Source organism: Faecalimonas nexilis (assembly GCF_059731825.1).
Genome location: NZ_AP029189.1, coordinates 2,282,713 through 2,299,429 on the forward strand (window position 1 = coordinate 2,282,713; position 16,717 = coordinate 2,299,429).

Below are 16,717 nucleotides of genomic sequence, written 5' to 3' on the forward strand. Positions count from 1 at the left end.
TATAGCACCAATCTTGTGAAATCACAATTTATTCTTGTGGACTGCCGCTGATACCGTCTGGATTGTGCTTTTCCTTTCTTTTTGTTCCCTTTAATTAGCCATGAACTGTTTAATGCCCTGTGATTTTGCACCCGGATTGTCGTTTCCATATCCCTCTAAAAGGTTGATTACACCCCATACCGCCAAACCAGCTCCGATTGCCACCACAAGCGTCTGTAAAATATCTACCGCTGAGCTAAAAAAATCCATAATTCACTTGAAACAGATAAAAGCTGTTTTTGCACAAATAAAAAACTGCTGAATTTTCATCAACAGTCCGCCCTTTCCCTTTTATCCGTTTTATCCTTTCTCAAATTTTGATTGTGCTGCGGGCATATCCTCTCACGGTTCTGCCCTTATATCGTGGTGGCTATATTTCCTTTTTTTGAGTAGCCTCCACCTCTTTAAAAAATTTGCAATAAACACTCCTTCCTACTTTACGCCATCATGTCGCAAAGTTTTATCCAATAAAAAAAGAGCAATATACTTATACCTGCTCCGAAATTTCTGTATCCACCTGTTTTCCCTCTACTTCAAACAATTCAAACTCCTCTTTTTTTCGGATTTCAAATTGATGTTTTAAATAGGCTTCCACGTCAAAAGTATTCTTTTTATCATAATCTGCTAATTCCCTGTATCTTCTATGCTTCGTAATATCAAACTTATTACTGTAAAAAGGACGCACTCCACGAAGCTGAAGAATACATTTATCTCCATCCATGACAGCCAGCTCGTCCCGACTCATCAACTCTTTTCCAGTCTTCTGATAATTCAATCCATAGGATCGGCTTTGTCCACGGGTATCGGAAGTATTATAAAGGTCTATGGTTTCCTTTCCTAATGTTTCTGATATTTCCTTTAAAGTGCTCCCTTCTTTTCCTCCTAAAAACAACATCGTATCGCAATTTCCTAAAATGGTTTCTGCAGCATCTTTATAAATGGTCTTTAACTGGCTCTGTGACTGCAAAATAATCGAAGCAGAAATTTCTCTGCTTCGTATCGTTGCAATCAGCTTATCAAATTTTGGAATTTGCCCGAATAGCGATAGGTAAGCCTCTGGCGTTTCCACCTCGGGCTTTTCCCCCGCTCCACACCGTGCGTGATAGTTTCCCATCACACGGCGTTCCACCGACTAAGATTACTTTTTAGTGCCTATATAGTCCTCGAATTGTATTTCCTCCAACTCTCTGTGTTTTCGGAGTTTATTGATTTTATCTTTCATTTCTTCGGTCAACTGTAAGTCTTTAAGCAACTTTCCAATTTTTACAGGATTCGTTGCTCCAACCAGTTCTGACACCTCTTTTGACAGGATAATCAAATTCCTGTAAGTGTCGTTTCGCTCTCCCTTACATGGTTTGATATGCACACATACCATATCTGATATTGACAGGGCATTGTGCGTTACCGCACATTTGCCTTTTTGTGCGATATATCTCGAAAGAGCGTTGTCTGCCATCTCCAACGTAGGGTAGAGATGTGCATTTTCCATCATGTATTTCATAACATCGTAGCTGATACAGTTTTCGATGTCTGAATACTTCCTCACATATTTATTGACTTCACGCCTTTTATATTTGGGGTATTCATAAGCCACATATCCAACAGGGATAATCATTCTTCCCTTTATCCATCGGAACTGCTTAGACTTTCCATACTTTTCCTGAATAAACTTGCTGGTTATCTCGCCTTGACGTTCTATGGGGTAACAGCGGTTATTATGATTCATGCCGTTACTTTTTCCCGTTACTTTAAAGGCGATTTCCGCAAAGTCTGCTGATACCATAGTTGCCATACAGTAATAGTTGTGCATTCCCATAACCATTGCATTATAAAGACTTATATTTCGGTCTATCTCGCTTTGTTTGCTCGGATTCTTTATGTCTTTCCAAACGTCACTTAGCTTTTTAATGACCTTTGCTTTACTCTTGTCTGCCATGTGGGAACGTATTACCCACTTACTGCCTTTTGGTACAACCTTAAATTTGATACCGAGGAAAGTAGTGTAATTCTTCCGCAAGTTTGTGATACCCGACTTTTCTCCACTGGTCTGTAAATGCAGATTTTCTGCCAACCAGAGTTTTGTGGCACACATTACCTTTTTCGCCGTTGCATAATCCCGACAGAATAGCTTAAAATCATCTGCATACCTTACGATATACATTTCTTTCAAATCGGTTTTTGCTCTCAGCTTATTCCATTTCTGCGTTCTGTCTACTGTGAGGACGTTTCCCTCTTTATCAGTCTTGTTAAACTCTAAACCTGTTTTACCCTCTTTGATTTTGAACATTTCCCACTGACTGGCAATCCACCAGTCCAGTTCATTCAATACAACATTTGCAAGAAGTGGGGATAGAATCCCCCCTGTGGTGTACCCGTTTCGGGAGTGATTATAATGTCATTGAACAGGATTTCCGCTTTCAGCATCTGCTTGATTATCATAATCAGCTTTCTGTCCTGTATGCCGATTCCCCACAACTGCCGAATCAACTTACTGTGGTCGATATTATCAAAGAAGCCAACAATGTCTACATCTACTACAAAGTGCAGATTCTGCAACTGTGCCATTTTATAGCATTGTGCGATTGCATTCTGAGTTGACCGATATGGTCTGAAACCATTGTTCCGCTCATGAAATTTCGCTTCACAAATCGGCTCCAGTATCTGTAAGATACACTGTTGTATCAGTCTGTCCCAAATACTCGGAATCCCTAATGGGCGGGTTTTTCCGTTGTCTTTCGGGATTTCAACTCGTCTAACCTTTTTTGGCTGATAATAGTTCAACTTATTTCTGACGGTTTTAATGACCGATTCGATGGGCAGTGACTGTATCGCTACAATCGTTTTCCCATCTGTGCCGGGAGTTTTGCTCCCACTATTTTTACAGATATTTCGATATGCAAGTATGATATTCTGCTCTGACACAATCAACGGCATGAGCCTGTCAAATGTCTTTCCATTCTGGCTGTCCTCAAATAATCGGTAGCCTGTTTCTTTAGCGTCATACCTTTCTGCATTTCGCTCTGCTTTGTTTACAATTCGTTTTGCCATAGTAACCAGCTCCTTATCAGAGAATGATTTTTTCTTAGTCGCACCACGACAGCTATGAAAATCTCCATTTTGGTGATTACTATATAGGCATGAAAGAAAATCTTAGTATCGGCTTGAGGCTATCCCTCCACCGCTTATTGTTACGGCTTCACAGGTACTGTGCCTCTACTCTCACAGCCACTAATGCACTTATTATAGAAAGGCTCTTTCAATCCCTTTCCTTTTCGATACAACTACGGTACTTTTTCCGCTGATACAGTCAGCTCCCGTATTGGCTGCTTTCCACGTTCCGCATAACTTAGGATTGTTGCCACTTAGGTCGTTCCTTTAGCCCTGCAAGCATTATCTTCGAGCGAATCCCTCAAGATACCTGTGTCCTGTAAACACAGAGGGCATTTCATACTAACAACTTTTACTTTGCCCCGCTTGCGTACCCATTGGTACACTTGCATTTCTGCAAGCCATTCGTTTAGAGCCGTACATTCGGAATCTTTGTCAGACCGCCTTTTTGGTCATTCTAACCATATGGCAACCCCACCCGCACCGTCACACACAACCCGTACCTCTACGAATCTTTCCTCGCCATTAAGCGTTAGGGTGTGCTTCGCACGACTTCCCCGAGCTTATAACCCCAACCGTCTGTATTCGGCTGACGCTATTCGGAGTATTAGTGAATCCCCTTCAGGGCGTTACCCCGTCATTTGAGATTTCAGTTATGCAGTTCTCTAAAACCACATTTATTTAATTGTTTGTGACTTTAGGCTACGCTTTTGTCGGTTATTCCCACCGTTTTAGGCGTAGAACGTGTCACACTATTGGCAAACTCATCTAATAACAATCTCACATGGTAAGGTAAACGTCCTCCATGCACATCATCTGCTCTGTCACACAGCAAATTAAAAAGCTGCGTATACATAATTGCTACAAGGAAATTAAACGTATCGTCCGTATCAGAAATAATAACAAACATTGCTGTTCTCTGATCTCCCAGCATATCCAATTCCAACTCATCATAAGAAGTCAGTTCCCGCAGTTCTGCAATATCAAACGGTGCCAGCCTTGCCCCACAGGAAATCAAAATAGATTTCGCAGTCTTTCCGGCAGCCAGTTTATATTTCTTGTATTGTCTGACTGCAAAGTGTTCTGGTTTTTCCTTTTCCAGCTCCTCAAACAGTTCATCAACTGCATTTTTAAATTCTTCATCATCTTCCCTTGCCTCAGAAGCATTGATAAATTCCAAAAGTGTGGAAAAGTTCTGTTCTTCTTCCGGGGCTTCATAATAGATATACCCAATCAAAGCACAATACAACAAACGCTCTGCTTTAATCCAGAAATCTTCTCCTGATTTTTCCCCATCACCTTTTGTATTGGCAATGATTGTATTGACCAGTTTCAAAATATCTTTTTCACTGCGTATATAACGAAACGGGTTATAGTGCATACTTTTTTTGAAGTTGATTGTATTTAAAACCTTAATCTTGTATGGTTCATAGATTACTTTTCCCTTTTTATCCAGTACCGGCTTTCCATCTTTCATTTTTGGTGTCCCTTTTTGCAGCATCTTTCCACATTCCACCAAGATCGATAGCGATAGGTAAGGCTTTGAAGTAATCTCCACCTTTTCCCCCGCTCTACACCGTACATGATGCTTTCGCATCATACGGCGTGCCATCATACTCAAGTAAATTTATAAGTTATCTTTTCTTAATTGGTAGTAATCCATAATTTTCACGCAATCGGTTGAATCTCCGTCTTTGCTTGTCGTCCATATTGAATCTCTTCATTATTCTGATAGTTTCTGAAATATCCTCTGTCATAACAGCTCGCCATATTTCCTCTGAAATAAATGCGATATTAGTATGCTTGTCTGTACCACCTTCACCTACTGGAATTTTCCTTATACATTTCATTTGATGTACATTCAGCCTATTTCCCATGACATAGCAGTTCCCCTGTTGCACGAGGTATGCAGAAATACTATTATCATTAAATTCAATGCTTTCATTAGGATTCCTATACTTCATCACATTTCGTAATTCCTGTGTTTCTACACATTGGACAGATTTATGAATCTTTTCTCTTCCTTTTGCTGTATAGCTGGTAATATCTTGTGAGAAATTTATAGGATGTTTGTGATGAACTCCTGTAAGTGGCAGTAGTGGCATTTTGCCTACTGTTATAATTTTGGTTTCTTTCTTGATTCCTACAGTTTTCTGTTGAAATTCATAGGGCGTTTCCGCAAACGGAATTGTACTTCCAATACATGATAATCTGGTTCTAAAGGTTGGTAAGAGAGCGTAATTAACATCCGTTAGATTGTTATATATGTTGGTAGCAATACAGTAATAATTCTGTATCCCTATCACTGCCATGTTATAGGCATTGATTCTACCAACAGTTGTGTGTTTCCTTATATTAATCACTTTTGCCTTTAATTCAGCAGTAATCTTTTTGATGGCTTTATCGCTCATATCAGTTTTAGCAATGTATCCATATCTGGTCTTGCCTTTTGGCAGGACTTTAATTTTGAATCCCAGAAAATCAGAAGAGTTCTTTCGGAGATTAACAACTTTGGACTTCTCCGGACTAATGTCGAGTTTTAATCTTGACTTTAAAAAGTCTATTGTCGCATGATAATATCTTTGTGCATCAGTATAACTTCTGCACATAATTTTAAAATCATCAGCGTAACGCACCACATACCCATCTTTTAGATTTGTATATTTTCGTGCATAACTCAACCAGCCCTTACTTCCTTTCATGTTGCCTTTCTTCACTCCATTTGGTGTAAAAGTCTCCCACTGGCTACTTACCCACCAATCAAGTTCATTCAGCACAATGAGCGAAAGTAGCGGACTAATCAGCCCACCTTGCGGTGTACCCTTGTCCGGTATTCCTTCTCCTTCAATTTCTGATTTTAATATTTTGCTAATGATACATAGCAATCGTTTATCTCGTATACCTAATGTCCATATCTGTTTTAGCAGCTTTCCGTGGTTTACATTATCAAAGAAGCCCTTGATGTCCACATCCACACAATAATAATGTTTATACATATTTACCATGCTGACAACTCTGCTGACCGCATGGTGGGCATCTCTATTTTGCCGGAATCCATATGAGTGATTATGAAACTTAGGTTCACAAATCGGCTCTAACACCTGTAGGATACACTGTTGTATCAATCTATCCCAGATACATGGAATCCCTAACGGACGCTTTTTATCGCTTCCGGGCTTAGGAATAAAGACCCTCCTGACTGATTGCGGATGATAATCTGCTAATTGTTTTCTGACAGTTTCAATTACTTCCCTGTCCGATAGACCTTTGATATCCTCGATTGTTTTACCATCTGTACCAGCGGTTTTACTTCCGCTATTGGTTTTTAGGTTTCGGTATGCCAGGCAAATATTCTGCTCTGAACCGATAATTTCTAATAACTTATAAAAGTTGTTACCATTTTTGCTCTGCTGATACAACTCATCGAATGCTTTCTGCATATCGTAATATTCGTTGTACCGGAGCTTAGCTTTCTTTTGTATGGTCTGTAACCTCCTATCTGGGAGTTATTACATCTCTTAGTCTTACTCGAACCCATACCATTTGTAACTTATTTACTCTAATATATGACTAGTGGCTATCCCTCCACCGCTTGTTATCACGGTTTCATCGGTACTATGCCACCGCTTTCACTGACATTATCTCCCTTATATCATCGCTAATCTCACGATGACTTTCCCGTTCGATACGTTTCATAGACAGTAAAATCTCCACGCTGTCAGCTTACGACGTTCCGAATGCGTTATCTGTTCCTATATACCCGTAGGTTCCCATCTCTGAGCCTGCTACCACATCAATGCCTGTAACATTGCACGGATTTTCATAAAGGCAGAAGTCTTACTCACCCGCAGTAGCAACACTAGTTGTGTTACTAAGCATTTATACTTAGTCCCGATATAGACCCGTACATTCGAGGGTTCGTCAGTGGATTATGTAACATCCACCATTCTAACCATAGGTATTTTATAGACTCCCGGCATATAGGATACACCATCCACCTCTGGACAGCTTTCGTCAACTACTATTGTTACGGTATCTCTCTGCCGACTTCACCGGGCTTCTGACATTTCAATGTTTACTCATTTCCATGCCAGCCGGAGTATTAGAGTAGCCTTTCAGGGCGTTACCCCTTCATTCGACTATTCACGCATTCAGTTCTCCAACTCGAACTAATTTCATTACAATAAACAATGATTCAGTTGAGATGTGCCAGTCCTTTTCAGACTGGAACGTCTCGCACTTCCTTTCGGATCAGTCACTACATAACTGACATTTGGTGTCATCTGCATTAAATTGGGTTTCACATAAAATCTCGTCTTACCTGAACCGGAACCACCAATAATCATGACATTTTTGTTTCTGGCATACTTTGGTTTTTTCGGGCGGCTGTTCATGGTAAGCCTTTCTGTTTGCGTAAGAATGATATTGTTTTCAAATACAGAATCCATAAAAGGTGCAATATCCTTTGCTGTCCCCCAGCGGGCAGACCCATATTCCACTCCCTGACGGAACTTCTTTGCATTCTTACCTTTCACATAGACAATCCCTTTTAATAAAACTGCACCTGCAAGTCCCACTCCTATATCAGAAAATACCAGACTTGGCAACATATTTTCAAATGCCAGTGATATATGCAGCACCAAAACACTCAATCGTTCCAGTAGGGAATTTCCCTGACAATACCGATAAAGCCATGCTAGTTTATTCCCTGCATAAAATACAAACACATAGGGCAGGTTGGTAAGAAACAGCTTCTTTTTATCTACCTCTGACAGTGTTCCACTTATATCCTGCCACAGTTTTTTCCATACTTTTGGGAATGGATTTTCTCTTTTCTGTTTTTTCTTTTTTATCGTACAGTATCCCTCTCCTTCCTCTTTGTTTTCTGCCTTTCTCGCTGCTGTGCCTGCCTTTCTTTTACTTTGGAAAGTTTTTTCCGTATCGATATTTTTTTACTTTTCTTCATGCTCCAGCCTGTATATTCCTTAAATGCTGCGGTCATAGAATCTACATCTCTGGCTTTAAAAAACACATAATAACGGGGCGGTTCGGAAGAACGGTCTTTTTTCAAGCAATAGTCCACATTATATTTTCTAGCATACTTTTCAAAGGATTTAATATTTCCGTCTGTAATCTCAATGTTGGAAAGTTCACAGTTCTGCTCCTTGAGTTTCTCCATGCTTTGTTTTCCTTTATAAACTGCCAAATTTTTTTCTTCCTTAGATACCCCTTTCTTTTGCTTCCTCTGGGATTTCTGCTGTTCCAGCTTTGTCAAAGTTTTTAATATTGCACTTTTTAAAATCTGTGCAGAAATTTTTCCTCCACGGATACACAGGGACACAACTTTCTCATTGACTTCGTCCTGCATAGGCTGTTTCTTCCTTTCCTGATTTCTTCTTTCTCATGTCTTGTAAAATTTTCTGCAAACAGTATCCAATACAAGGAGAATGTTTTCCATAAGGGCAACCCACACATTGTCCTGCTTTTTTCGTATCTTTCTCTGGCTGTTTTGGGAGAAGATAATAGCACTGTTTTCTGGTGCAGCCATTTTTTCGTCTGCTCCAAAAATAGCAGTCCTCACACACCAAAGGTTTGTCCTCTGCGTATTTTCTCTTATCCGCTTTCTCCATTTTCCTGATCCTTCCTTTTCTTTTGCAGCATTTCTTCCATCTGGCGATCCGCCTGACCACCTACACGGACACAACAATATAAGCCAAATGTCAAAATAACAGCAACTCCAAAAATTATTTTTCCTACCATGTTTTCTGCTCCTTTAAAAAGAGGCAGCCACAGATTTTCCGTGACTGCCTTTCCAGTTATGGGAATCTCCCATGTTATTTTTTCCTTTTCTTAATCCAGTAATAAGAAGAACCTGCCAGTAACACTGCCATTGCGGATAACAGCACCCACAATTCTACATGGCTGGTATCTCCTGTTTTTGGGGCATTTCCTGTCGGTTTTGATTCCTGTGGCTGTTCCACATTTTCAGAAGGCTTCCTTTCGTCTTTCATCACAACCTTCTGGATTTCCCCTGTATCTTTTACTTCAAAAATAATATCTTCTGCTACCAGATACCCGTCCGGTGCAGACACTTCATGAAGCGTATACTTTCCAATTGGAAGCATCTCGATATAGTGAGGTTTCTCACCAGACATCCAGCTTTCTACTTCATTTCCTTCCTGATCCAAAATCGTTAATTTTGCGCCGGGAAGCTCTTTTCCTGAAATGTCCGTTTTAGAAATTTCGACTTTCGTAATATCATCTTTCATTTCCACTTTCTGGACTTCTCCTGCATCTTCAACAGTAAAAGAGATACTTTCTGCTGTTACATAACCATCTGCCGGAAGTGTTTCTTCCAGCACATACGTATGCCCTACCACCAATTCTTTGATAATATGTGGTTCTTTTTCAGAAATCCATTCGTCAATGACCTTTCCCTGCTCATCTTTTACCTGAAGTTTTGCACCTTCTACCTCTTTTCCATCTGTCAGAGAAGTTTTCGTAAATTCTACCACTGTCGGTACATTCTCAAAAGTAAATTCATAAGATACACACGCTTCCTCACTGCTTTCTGGATCAAAAGTAAATTCTTTTCTCTCTCCGGTCATAGAAAAGCCCGGTGCTGGAGCTGTTTCTTTAATATAGTAAGTATATCCTACTGGTAGGTCTGCCTCAAAACGCAACCTTCCCTGTGCATTTGTTGCCTGTTCCTCAATGACGGTATCTGCCTTCATGATTACGTTTCCCTGTGTATTTTTTATGTCTTCCTTGACACAGAGGGCAAATACTGCACCTTGCAGCATACGGTCTGCATCTTTTTCTTTCTTCCACACAGTCACTTCTGCTTTCTGGCGTTTATTCTGCCAGTCTGTGGAATATGTAATTTCTGCTGTTTCCTGATCACGATACAACAGGTCAATTTCTCTGGCTTCCTGATCCAGTACAAATCCATGTGCTGTTTCCTTTTCCTTTACATAGTATTTTCCAAGTGGCAAACCGGAAATTCTTGCAACACCTGCGTGATCTGTAGTAATCTCCGCTACCAATTCATCTTTTCTATAATAATCCTTGCTTTCCCCATCTGCCGCCGGAACATCTTCTCTTGCATACACTGCAAAAGTAACCTCTTTCAATGAGCCTGACAGGTATTCAAATACATGGGAAATCCAGCCTCCAATCTGCTCAAAAACTGATACCTTTTCTAAAAATTCACCTTTTTTGTTAATCAGAATACTTCCCGTCGGCACATCATCTTTCATTTCCACTTTTTGAATTTCCTCCGTGTCTTTCACAGTAAAGGAAACTTCCTCTGCCCTCAGATAACCATACGGGGCAGTTTCCTCTCTTAAAGTATACGTTTCTCCAACTTTTAGTCCACGAATGACATGCGCTTCCCCTTTAACCGATTTCCAACTGTCTACCATTTCCCCATTTTTATCAAGCACCACAAGGGTTGCCCCGGAAAGCTCGACTCCTGTTGCAGTATCGACTTTAGTAATGGAAACTTTTGTCGGCTGATTTAAAAATTCTGATGTAAGTTCTACCACATCAATGTCCTGTCCCTGATAGGAAAAATCGACATCAAGCACTTGCTCCGAAGATACATAGCCCGCTGGCGCTTCCAGTTCCTTCACATAATATTTTCCAAATGGCAGATCAAAAGAAAATGTTGCCTTTCCATCTTCCCCTGTTTCAGCTTTCCCAATCAGTGTATCCGCTTTTACTAAAGTCTGATTTCCCACCTGAATATCTTCTTTCGCATACAATCCAAAGACTGCACCTTTTATTTCTTTTTTTGTTTCTGCATCTCGCTTTACTACGGAAATTTTTGCTTTCTGGCGTTCATTTTTTAACAGGACTTCCTGCTCAATTACAGGAGTGTTCTGATCTTCATATTTGAATGTCACTTTCTGCGGCTCTGGATTTTTCACAAATCCTTCGGGTGCTGTGATCTCTACCAGTTCATACGTTCCAAGTGGTAAATCTGACACACTTGCCTTTCCTTCCCAATCTGTTGTCAGGGTAGCAACCTTCGTTCCCTCTGCATACTCCAGTATCCGGTTCCCCTGCTCGTCCTTCTGCGCATCTGCAGTATAAATATCCTCTGCCGCATACAAATCAAAAACTGCACCGGAAAGATTGATTTCCTGATAAGAAAAATCTTTGTCAAAGGATTCTAAGATTTCTCCTTTTTTTACAATCTGCAATTCTCCTTTTACCGGGTGATTTTCATATACCACTTCAATCAGGACATCTCCCGAAACACTGTCCATCTGATACGCTGTATCAGAAGCTACCGAAACTTCATAATAATTTTCATTCAGAGTATAGCCGTCTGGTGCTGTGACTTCCTCAATACGGTAATGTCCTGCGTCCAAATTCTGAGGAAGAATTAAGTACCCAGTTTCATCTGTAAAATAAGACTTATGCACTACCGTTGTAGGATAGGTGGTAACCTGTTCCACATATTTTTTTCTGTCCAAATCATATACCTTAAACTCTGTCCCCTTTTTGAGTACAGGCTTTTTACTTTCATCGTCCTTTTTTACGATTTTTAACTTTGCCTCAAACTCTTTATCCAGAAGAACTCTCCAGATTTGCGGTGTATCCGGCTTATGCTCTGTAATACGGACAATAAAGTCTTTTACAGGCTTATAGTTTGGCGGTGTTGTTGTTTCCCTGACCACATACGTTCCATACGGGAGTGGGATACTGCAAGCATACCCTCTTTCATCTGTAAATAACTCTGTTGCTCCATTCTCTCCAATTACCACGGGAGTTGCAGAAGCAAAATCATAACTTCCATCTTCTTTTTTCTTTAAAGAAGATTCCAAATATGCCTGAAAACCTGCTCCTTTTAAGAGTTCTGCGTCTGTATTCCCATTATTTCCGGCTTTAATTAACTGAAACGGCTGTTTTTTCACCTGTTCCTTTACATTGCAAACTCTCTTTACAATGGCAACCGTATCGCCTTCATCATCGCATACCACATCATGCTCAGTTTCATCTAAGAGATAACCCGCCGGAGGCGTAATCTCCTTGATGTAATAACTTCCTAAATATAAATCCTTTACTTCTGCTTTGCCTTTATCATCAGTTTTTAAAGTCGCTACCTGTTCGTCCTTCTGATATAAGACTCCAGTTTTCCCATCTGGATGCACGATATTTTCACGGGCATACAGTCCATACACCGCTCCTTTTAAAGACGCATCTCCCTGTGGTGTTTTTCCTGTTTCGGCGTCTTCTTTTTCCAAAATAATTTCTGCCTTTACCCTCTCATTTTGAAACGTATGAGAAAAAGAACAATGCTCTTCTCCTTCTGCATACTGAAAGTCAAAGAAGAACTTCTCGGTTTCCTTTTTTACATACTGAGCAGGCGCCTGCAATTCTTTGATATAATAAGAATATCCAATAGGAAGGTCTGCCTGATAACTGGCAGTTCCGTTTTCTCCCGTTGTAACTTTCTCAATCAAAGTATCTTTTTTCACCAGCAGATTTCCAGCCTTTCCATGTATATCTTCTGCCGTATATAACCCATAAATACCACCCGCCAGTGGATTTTTCGTGTCCTGATCCTCTTTTCTCACGGACACGCTTGCTTTCTGCCTATCGTTTACAAATGTTATGGTTTTAAAAACAACTTCCTCATTCTGCCCTGCATAGGATAACGTAACTGTCTGGGATTCTCCCTTGCATACGAAATTTTCAGGTGCTTTTACTTCCACCACTTTATAAGTACCAAGAGGAAGCTCCGAAAGTGTAACACTTCCATCTTCTCCTGTTTTTAGTCCTTTTTTCACCACAGCACCTTTTTTATAAGCAACTGTTCCATCTGCTCGGACAATCTCTTTTTCTGCATATACATCATATACAGCACCTTTTTGTTTCTCTTTTGTATAGGAAAAGGTTACACCTTCTTCCGTAACGTCTGCTCCTGTCAGAACTTCTCCCTCTTTATAAACGGTTAAGGAAGCAAGCTGTTCCTGATCCGCAACTTCTATCTGTACCGTCTTTCCTACTTCCAATTTCACACCATAATATTTTGTGTCTAACACATATCCCTGTGGTGCAGAAATTTCTTTTAAGTAAACGGTATCCTGTGTCTTTTCTATGGTAACGCTGGAAACACCATTTTTATCTGTTGCAGGCATTTCCACAATCAAATCTGTGCAATCTTTATCACGGTATACACCATATACCGCTCCTTCCATTTTTTTCTGGCTGCTCTGATCTTTTTTTATAAGTTCTATCTTTGCATTTTTCAGCCACTCTACGGAAAACTCAACATACTGTTCCTGTTCAACTCCTTCTCCGAATACAAATGCCAAGTCCTGCACACTGTCATTTGTTACCAGCTTATATGCGGAATAATCTTTTGTAATACTTCCCTGCATAGTCGCTGACCAAGAACCTTCCACATCTTCCGTCTGTGTAAGCGGCGCACTCAAATAAAACTTCGTTCCGCCCGAAAGTGTTACCCTTGCTCCGGCAGCGCTGTTTTTTCCAGTTGTAAGATTATGAAACACAACCCCTTTCGGAAGCTGCATGGTAATGGACTGCAAGGAATCTGCAGTAAATGTAATATCCTCTGTCCGCTGTTCCTGCCCTTCCTGATACGCTTTCACATGATTTTTAGAAAAAGACATGGAAACCTCTGGAATTTCCGGTTTTCCTACACAATAATTGTAAACTTCCATTGCCAAAGATTTTGCTGTTTCATTTGCTCCGTAAAAAGCATCCGCACTTCCGTAAGCATAAGCTGCAGCTATATGCGTAAGAATGAACTGCTTTCCCTCTGAAAAATCACTGTGGTGTTTTGCAAAATAGCTTTCTTTTCCTGCCGCTTCTGTCCCATAATAGCAGACCTTTGCAAGCGCTTGATTATCCTCAATTTTTGTAATTGTATAAGTACCTGTTCCCGGTCCCGGTAAAGACGGCTGGATACAATAAGCGGTGGCATGGACATTCCCATAAGAAATAAAATAAGGCTCTGTCACATAAGTACCCAGATCATAATCCTGATAACGATATAACGGACCTTTTGTGATTGTAACTGTCTGTGTTGCCCTTGCTGCCTGATCGGAAGCATTTGCTACAAAAGTAACTGTTTCTCCTTCTTTTATCTGAAAAAGATCAATCTCCTGTTCTTCTGCCTGTGACAGCACATCATAAAGACCTAACCCGGATTCTTCATCATAAGTATCCTGTTTCTTACTTTCCTCAAGTACCTGTGAAAATTCATCTTCTGTTAAAATCTGTTCCTCTTTTTGTGACGCATCTTCTTCCTCTTCTGAATTTTTCTCCTGTTTTCCATGCTCTTTTGACGGTGACGGATTTTCTTTTTCTTTATGCTCGGCAACTGTGATATTTCTAATCACATGGTAGTTCGGCGCTTCCCGAACCGGCTCTACAAAATACACTGCCTGATAAGTATCTGCATGGTCTGTATGAAAATCCTGCCCCTTCTGATTTTTCGCTTCATAAAATGTCACTTTTACTTGGTCAGAATGAAACTTCATGCCGGAAAAATCTGTCTTTATATCAAAGTCACTGCCTTTTTCCACTTCATAATCCTGCACAGTTACAATCTCATCTTCCTGAAGCTGAGCTTTTACCTGTTCCAGCGCAGGGTATTGCATTTCATAAGATTTTGGATTTGTTTCTCCTGCATACGCTGTCATCGGCTGCACAACAGAGGTTAAGATTGTAAGTGCCGAAAGTACACCTGAGAAAATTCTTTTTACTGTTTTTTTCATACTTTTCTCTGCCTCTTTTCTATATTTTACTGATACTGTATCTTTTATTTCTTTTTTCCAACTCACTCCCTTCTCTAAGTCCTGCCTGTTCTCTTTCCAAATCCGTTCCTACTCCAAATTTCCTTTCGCAGCGTTTTCTCTGATAAGGCAGGCAGAATGCCCACTCAATATCAGGTATCACTTTGGACAGGCAATTCAATTTTCAAGGTACAAAAAAGGGATTTTTTAAGATTTGTGTTATCCCTTCACTAATCGCATATTAGAAAAGGGATTTTTTAACCATTCGAGAAAATTTTTATATCTTACTATTTAACACATACAGAGTTGCATAAAAAACGATTGAGTGTAGCTCTTAAAAAATAAAATTTACACTCAATCATTTTAATTACTTTATTTATAGATATTTGAAAATTTTTAATTATTTTCGTTCATAACTTCTTTTATTTGATTTCCACTTACATAAGTAAGTTTGTTGTGATCAACCATGTTTTCTTTGCACAATTTAAAAATAATATTATCAACACTAGAATGTTTATACATAATTGCCAAGATTACTATACCCAAAATTAGCAATATAAAAAATATAAAGACTACTGACGCAATAATCTTTGTTATATTATGAGTTTGAGTACCATATAACATACTTATAATAGAAAAATCTAAAGATATCAATGCTAACATACTATCAGCATACTTTTTAAGCAATTCTATTCGTAATTCATTTAAGCATAATTTCTGTTCTTCTTCTACTGCTTTTTGTAATTTAATTTTCATTTTTTGCTCTCCAAAATATTTATTTTCAATAATTATAAGAGTAATTGTACTCAAAATTGAAGCAGCAATTTCTTGTACATAAATTGTAAAAATTAAATAAATAAGTAATATCACGGTTATTCCTACGTGTCCAATTGTTATATTAGTCTTCATTTTCGAATTGTTCCGTCTCTGGTAAACATTTACTTCCACATTTAACATTTGATTGATTTTTTTATCATATTTCCGATACATCTCTTTTTTAGAAAGCATCAAACATGGTATCAGTAAAACAGCAACTGCCATAAATGGAATAGCTAGTCCTAAATTTTCCCACTTGTATTCTAAAATAAATAAACCTACTAATTCAAAAACAGCAACAATCCAGCTTGCCAAAACTCTATCTATTTTCAAATACCATTTCTTTTCTTTTAGAATTTCTATTCTTTCCGTTCCATATATTATCCATGAAAATACATACATCATAGATATTACACTAGAAAAAATAAAACACTCCAGAGGATTTTCTTGAATATCATTTAACGAATACACAGAAAATATACTAATTATTAAGCTTAAACCAAATAAAGCAATAGAAACTGGAATCGCTTTTTCACCTTTTATCTCTTGCTTAGAGCGTTCCCAATCAAACTTTAATAACAAAAAAAGATAGTGTATTAGATTTTCCTTTGACTTATTAAAACTAGACGTATTATGTTCATTCACTGCGTTTTTTATTATGTCCATTTCTCTCCATATATGCTCATCTTGAAAAAAATCAAGATTATTCTTTTCATACTTACCATCTGGACAATAACCATACGCATTTAAGTGTTTTCCCAAATCCGTCAAACATTTTTCTATTGTTTGAAAGTCTGCTATCCTTATTTCTGAAATTATCTCTTTTATTTCTTTTCTCCATTTTGCTCGTTCTTCTGTAATATATTGCAATTTATTGTTCTTTTCACCCTGAAAATATTGTATTACTGCAACTATGACTGCCGATGATAATAAAACTTCAATCAATGACATATTTCTCTCCTGTACAAATTTAAAATTTT

The 16,717-nt window shown here is 38.9% G+C and carries 9 protein-coding genes and 3 pseudogenes; all 12 read right to left on the reverse strand.

Going from position 1 to position 16,717, the window contains the following annotated elements; translation table 11 throughout:
* Window positions 1-90 precede the first annotated feature (90 nt).
* Complete coding sequence (locus AC6I5B_RS11660) at window positions 91-249, reverse strand: Maff2 family mobile element protein (protein ID WP_195484274.1); 159 nt, start codon at window positions 247-249, stop codon at window positions 91-93.
* A gap of 277 nt (window positions 250-526) precedes the next feature.
* Window positions 527-1,084, reverse strand: a pseudogene (locus AC6I5B_RS11665) (type IV secretory system conjugative DNA transfer family protein); the annotation flags it as partial.
* Window positions 1,085-1,177: 93 nt separating this feature from the next.
* Window positions 1,178-2,365: an RNA-dependent RNA polymerase family protein gene (locus AC6I5B_RS11670; protein WP_243097876.1), complete on the reverse strand. Its 1,188-nt coding sequence runs from the start codon at window positions 2,363-2,365 to the stop codon at window positions 1,178-1,180.
* Window positions 2,362-3,087: a reverse transcriptase domain-containing protein gene (locus AC6I5B_RS11675; protein ID WP_201885414.1), complete on the reverse strand. Its 726-nt coding sequence runs from the start codon at window positions 3,085-3,087 to the stop codon at window positions 2,362-2,364. The genes AC6I5B_RS11670 and AC6I5B_RS11675 overlap by 4 nt, the downstream gene beginning before the upstream one ends.
* A gap of 814 nt (window positions 3,088-3,901) precedes the next feature.
* Window positions 3,902-4,672: pseudogene (locus tag AC6I5B_RS11680) on the reverse strand (VirD4-like conjugal transfer protein, CD1115 family); the annotation flags it as partial.
* Between the two features lie 109 nt (window positions 4,673-4,781).
* A complete protein-coding gene (gene ltrA, locus AC6I5B_RS11685) occupies window positions 4,782-6,629 on the reverse strand; it encodes a group II intron reverse transcriptase/maturase (RefSeq protein WP_062807359.1) in 1,848 nt (615 codons plus the stop codon).
* A 756-nt stretch (window positions 6,630-7,385) separates the two neighbouring features.
* Window positions 7,386-7,946: pseudogene (locus AC6I5B_RS11690) on the reverse strand (type IV secretory system conjugative DNA transfer family protein); the annotation flags it as partial.
* Window positions 7,947-7,996: 50 nt separating this feature from the next.
* Entirely contained in the window at window positions 7,997-8,515 is a 519-nt protein-coding gene (locus AC6I5B_RS11695) for a PcfB family protein (RefSeq protein WP_497773361.1), read from the reverse strand.
* Window positions 8,496-8,777: a hypothetical protein gene (locus AC6I5B_RS11700; protein WP_004611656.1), complete on the reverse strand. Its 282-nt coding sequence runs from the start codon at window positions 8,775-8,777 to the stop codon at window positions 8,496-8,498. The genes AC6I5B_RS11695 and AC6I5B_RS11700 overlap by 20 nt, the downstream gene beginning before the upstream one ends.
* A complete protein-coding gene (locus AC6I5B_RS11705) occupies window positions 8,761-8,907 on the reverse strand; it encodes a hypothetical protein (RefSeq protein WP_004611655.1) in 147 nt (48 codons plus the stop codon). Before AC6I5B_RS11705 ends, AC6I5B_RS11700 begins: the two co-directional genes overlap by 17 nt.
* A 74-nt stretch (window positions 8,908-8,981) precedes the next feature.
* On the reverse strand, window positions 8,982-14,903 hold the full coding sequence (locus AC6I5B_RS11710; RefSeq protein ID WP_497773362.1) for a SpaA isopeptide-forming pilin-related protein: 5,922 nt from the start codon (window positions 14,901-14,903) through the stop codon (window positions 8,982-8,984).
* Window positions 14,904-15,317: 414 nt separating this feature from the next.
* Window positions 15,318-16,688 (reverse strand): hypothetical protein, encoded by a 1,371-nt coding sequence (locus AC6I5B_RS11715; protein ID WP_226971699.1) that lies wholly within the window; start codon window positions 16,686-16,688, stop codon window positions 15,318-15,320.
* Between the last annotated feature and the right edge of the window lie 29 nt (window positions 16,689-16,717).

Excerpts from the sequence above, each read along its gene's own strand:
- AC6I5B_RS11700 (WP_004611656.1), bottom strand. The coding sequence starts at position 8,777 with ATGGAGAAAGCGGATAAGAGAAAATACGCAGAGGACAAACCTTTGGTG.
- AC6I5B_RS11710 (WP_497773362.1), bottom strand. The coding sequence starts at position 14,903 with ATGAAAAAAACAGTAAAAAGAATTTTCTCAGGTGTACTTTCGGCACTT.
- AC6I5B_RS11705 (WP_004611655.1), bottom strand. The coding sequence starts at position 8,907 with ATGGTAGGAAAAATAATTTTTGGAGTTGCTGTTATTTTGACATTTGGC.
- AC6I5B_RS11675 (WP_201885414.1), bottom strand. The coding sequence starts at position 3,087 with ATGGCAAAACGAATTGTAAACAAAGCAGAGCGAAATGCAGAAAGGTAT.
- AC6I5B_RS11715 (WP_226971699.1), bottom strand. The coding sequence starts at position 16,688 with ATGTCATTGATTGAAGTTTTATTATCATCGGCAGTCATAGTTGCAGTA.
- AC6I5B_RS11660 (WP_195484274.1), bottom strand. The coding sequence starts at position 249 with ATGGATTTTTTTAGCTCAGCGGTAGATATTTTACAGACGCTTGTGGTG.
- AC6I5B_RS11695 (WP_497773361.1), bottom strand. The coding sequence starts at position 8,515 with ATGCAGGACGAAGTCAATGAGAAAGTTGTGTCCCTGTGTATCCGTGGA.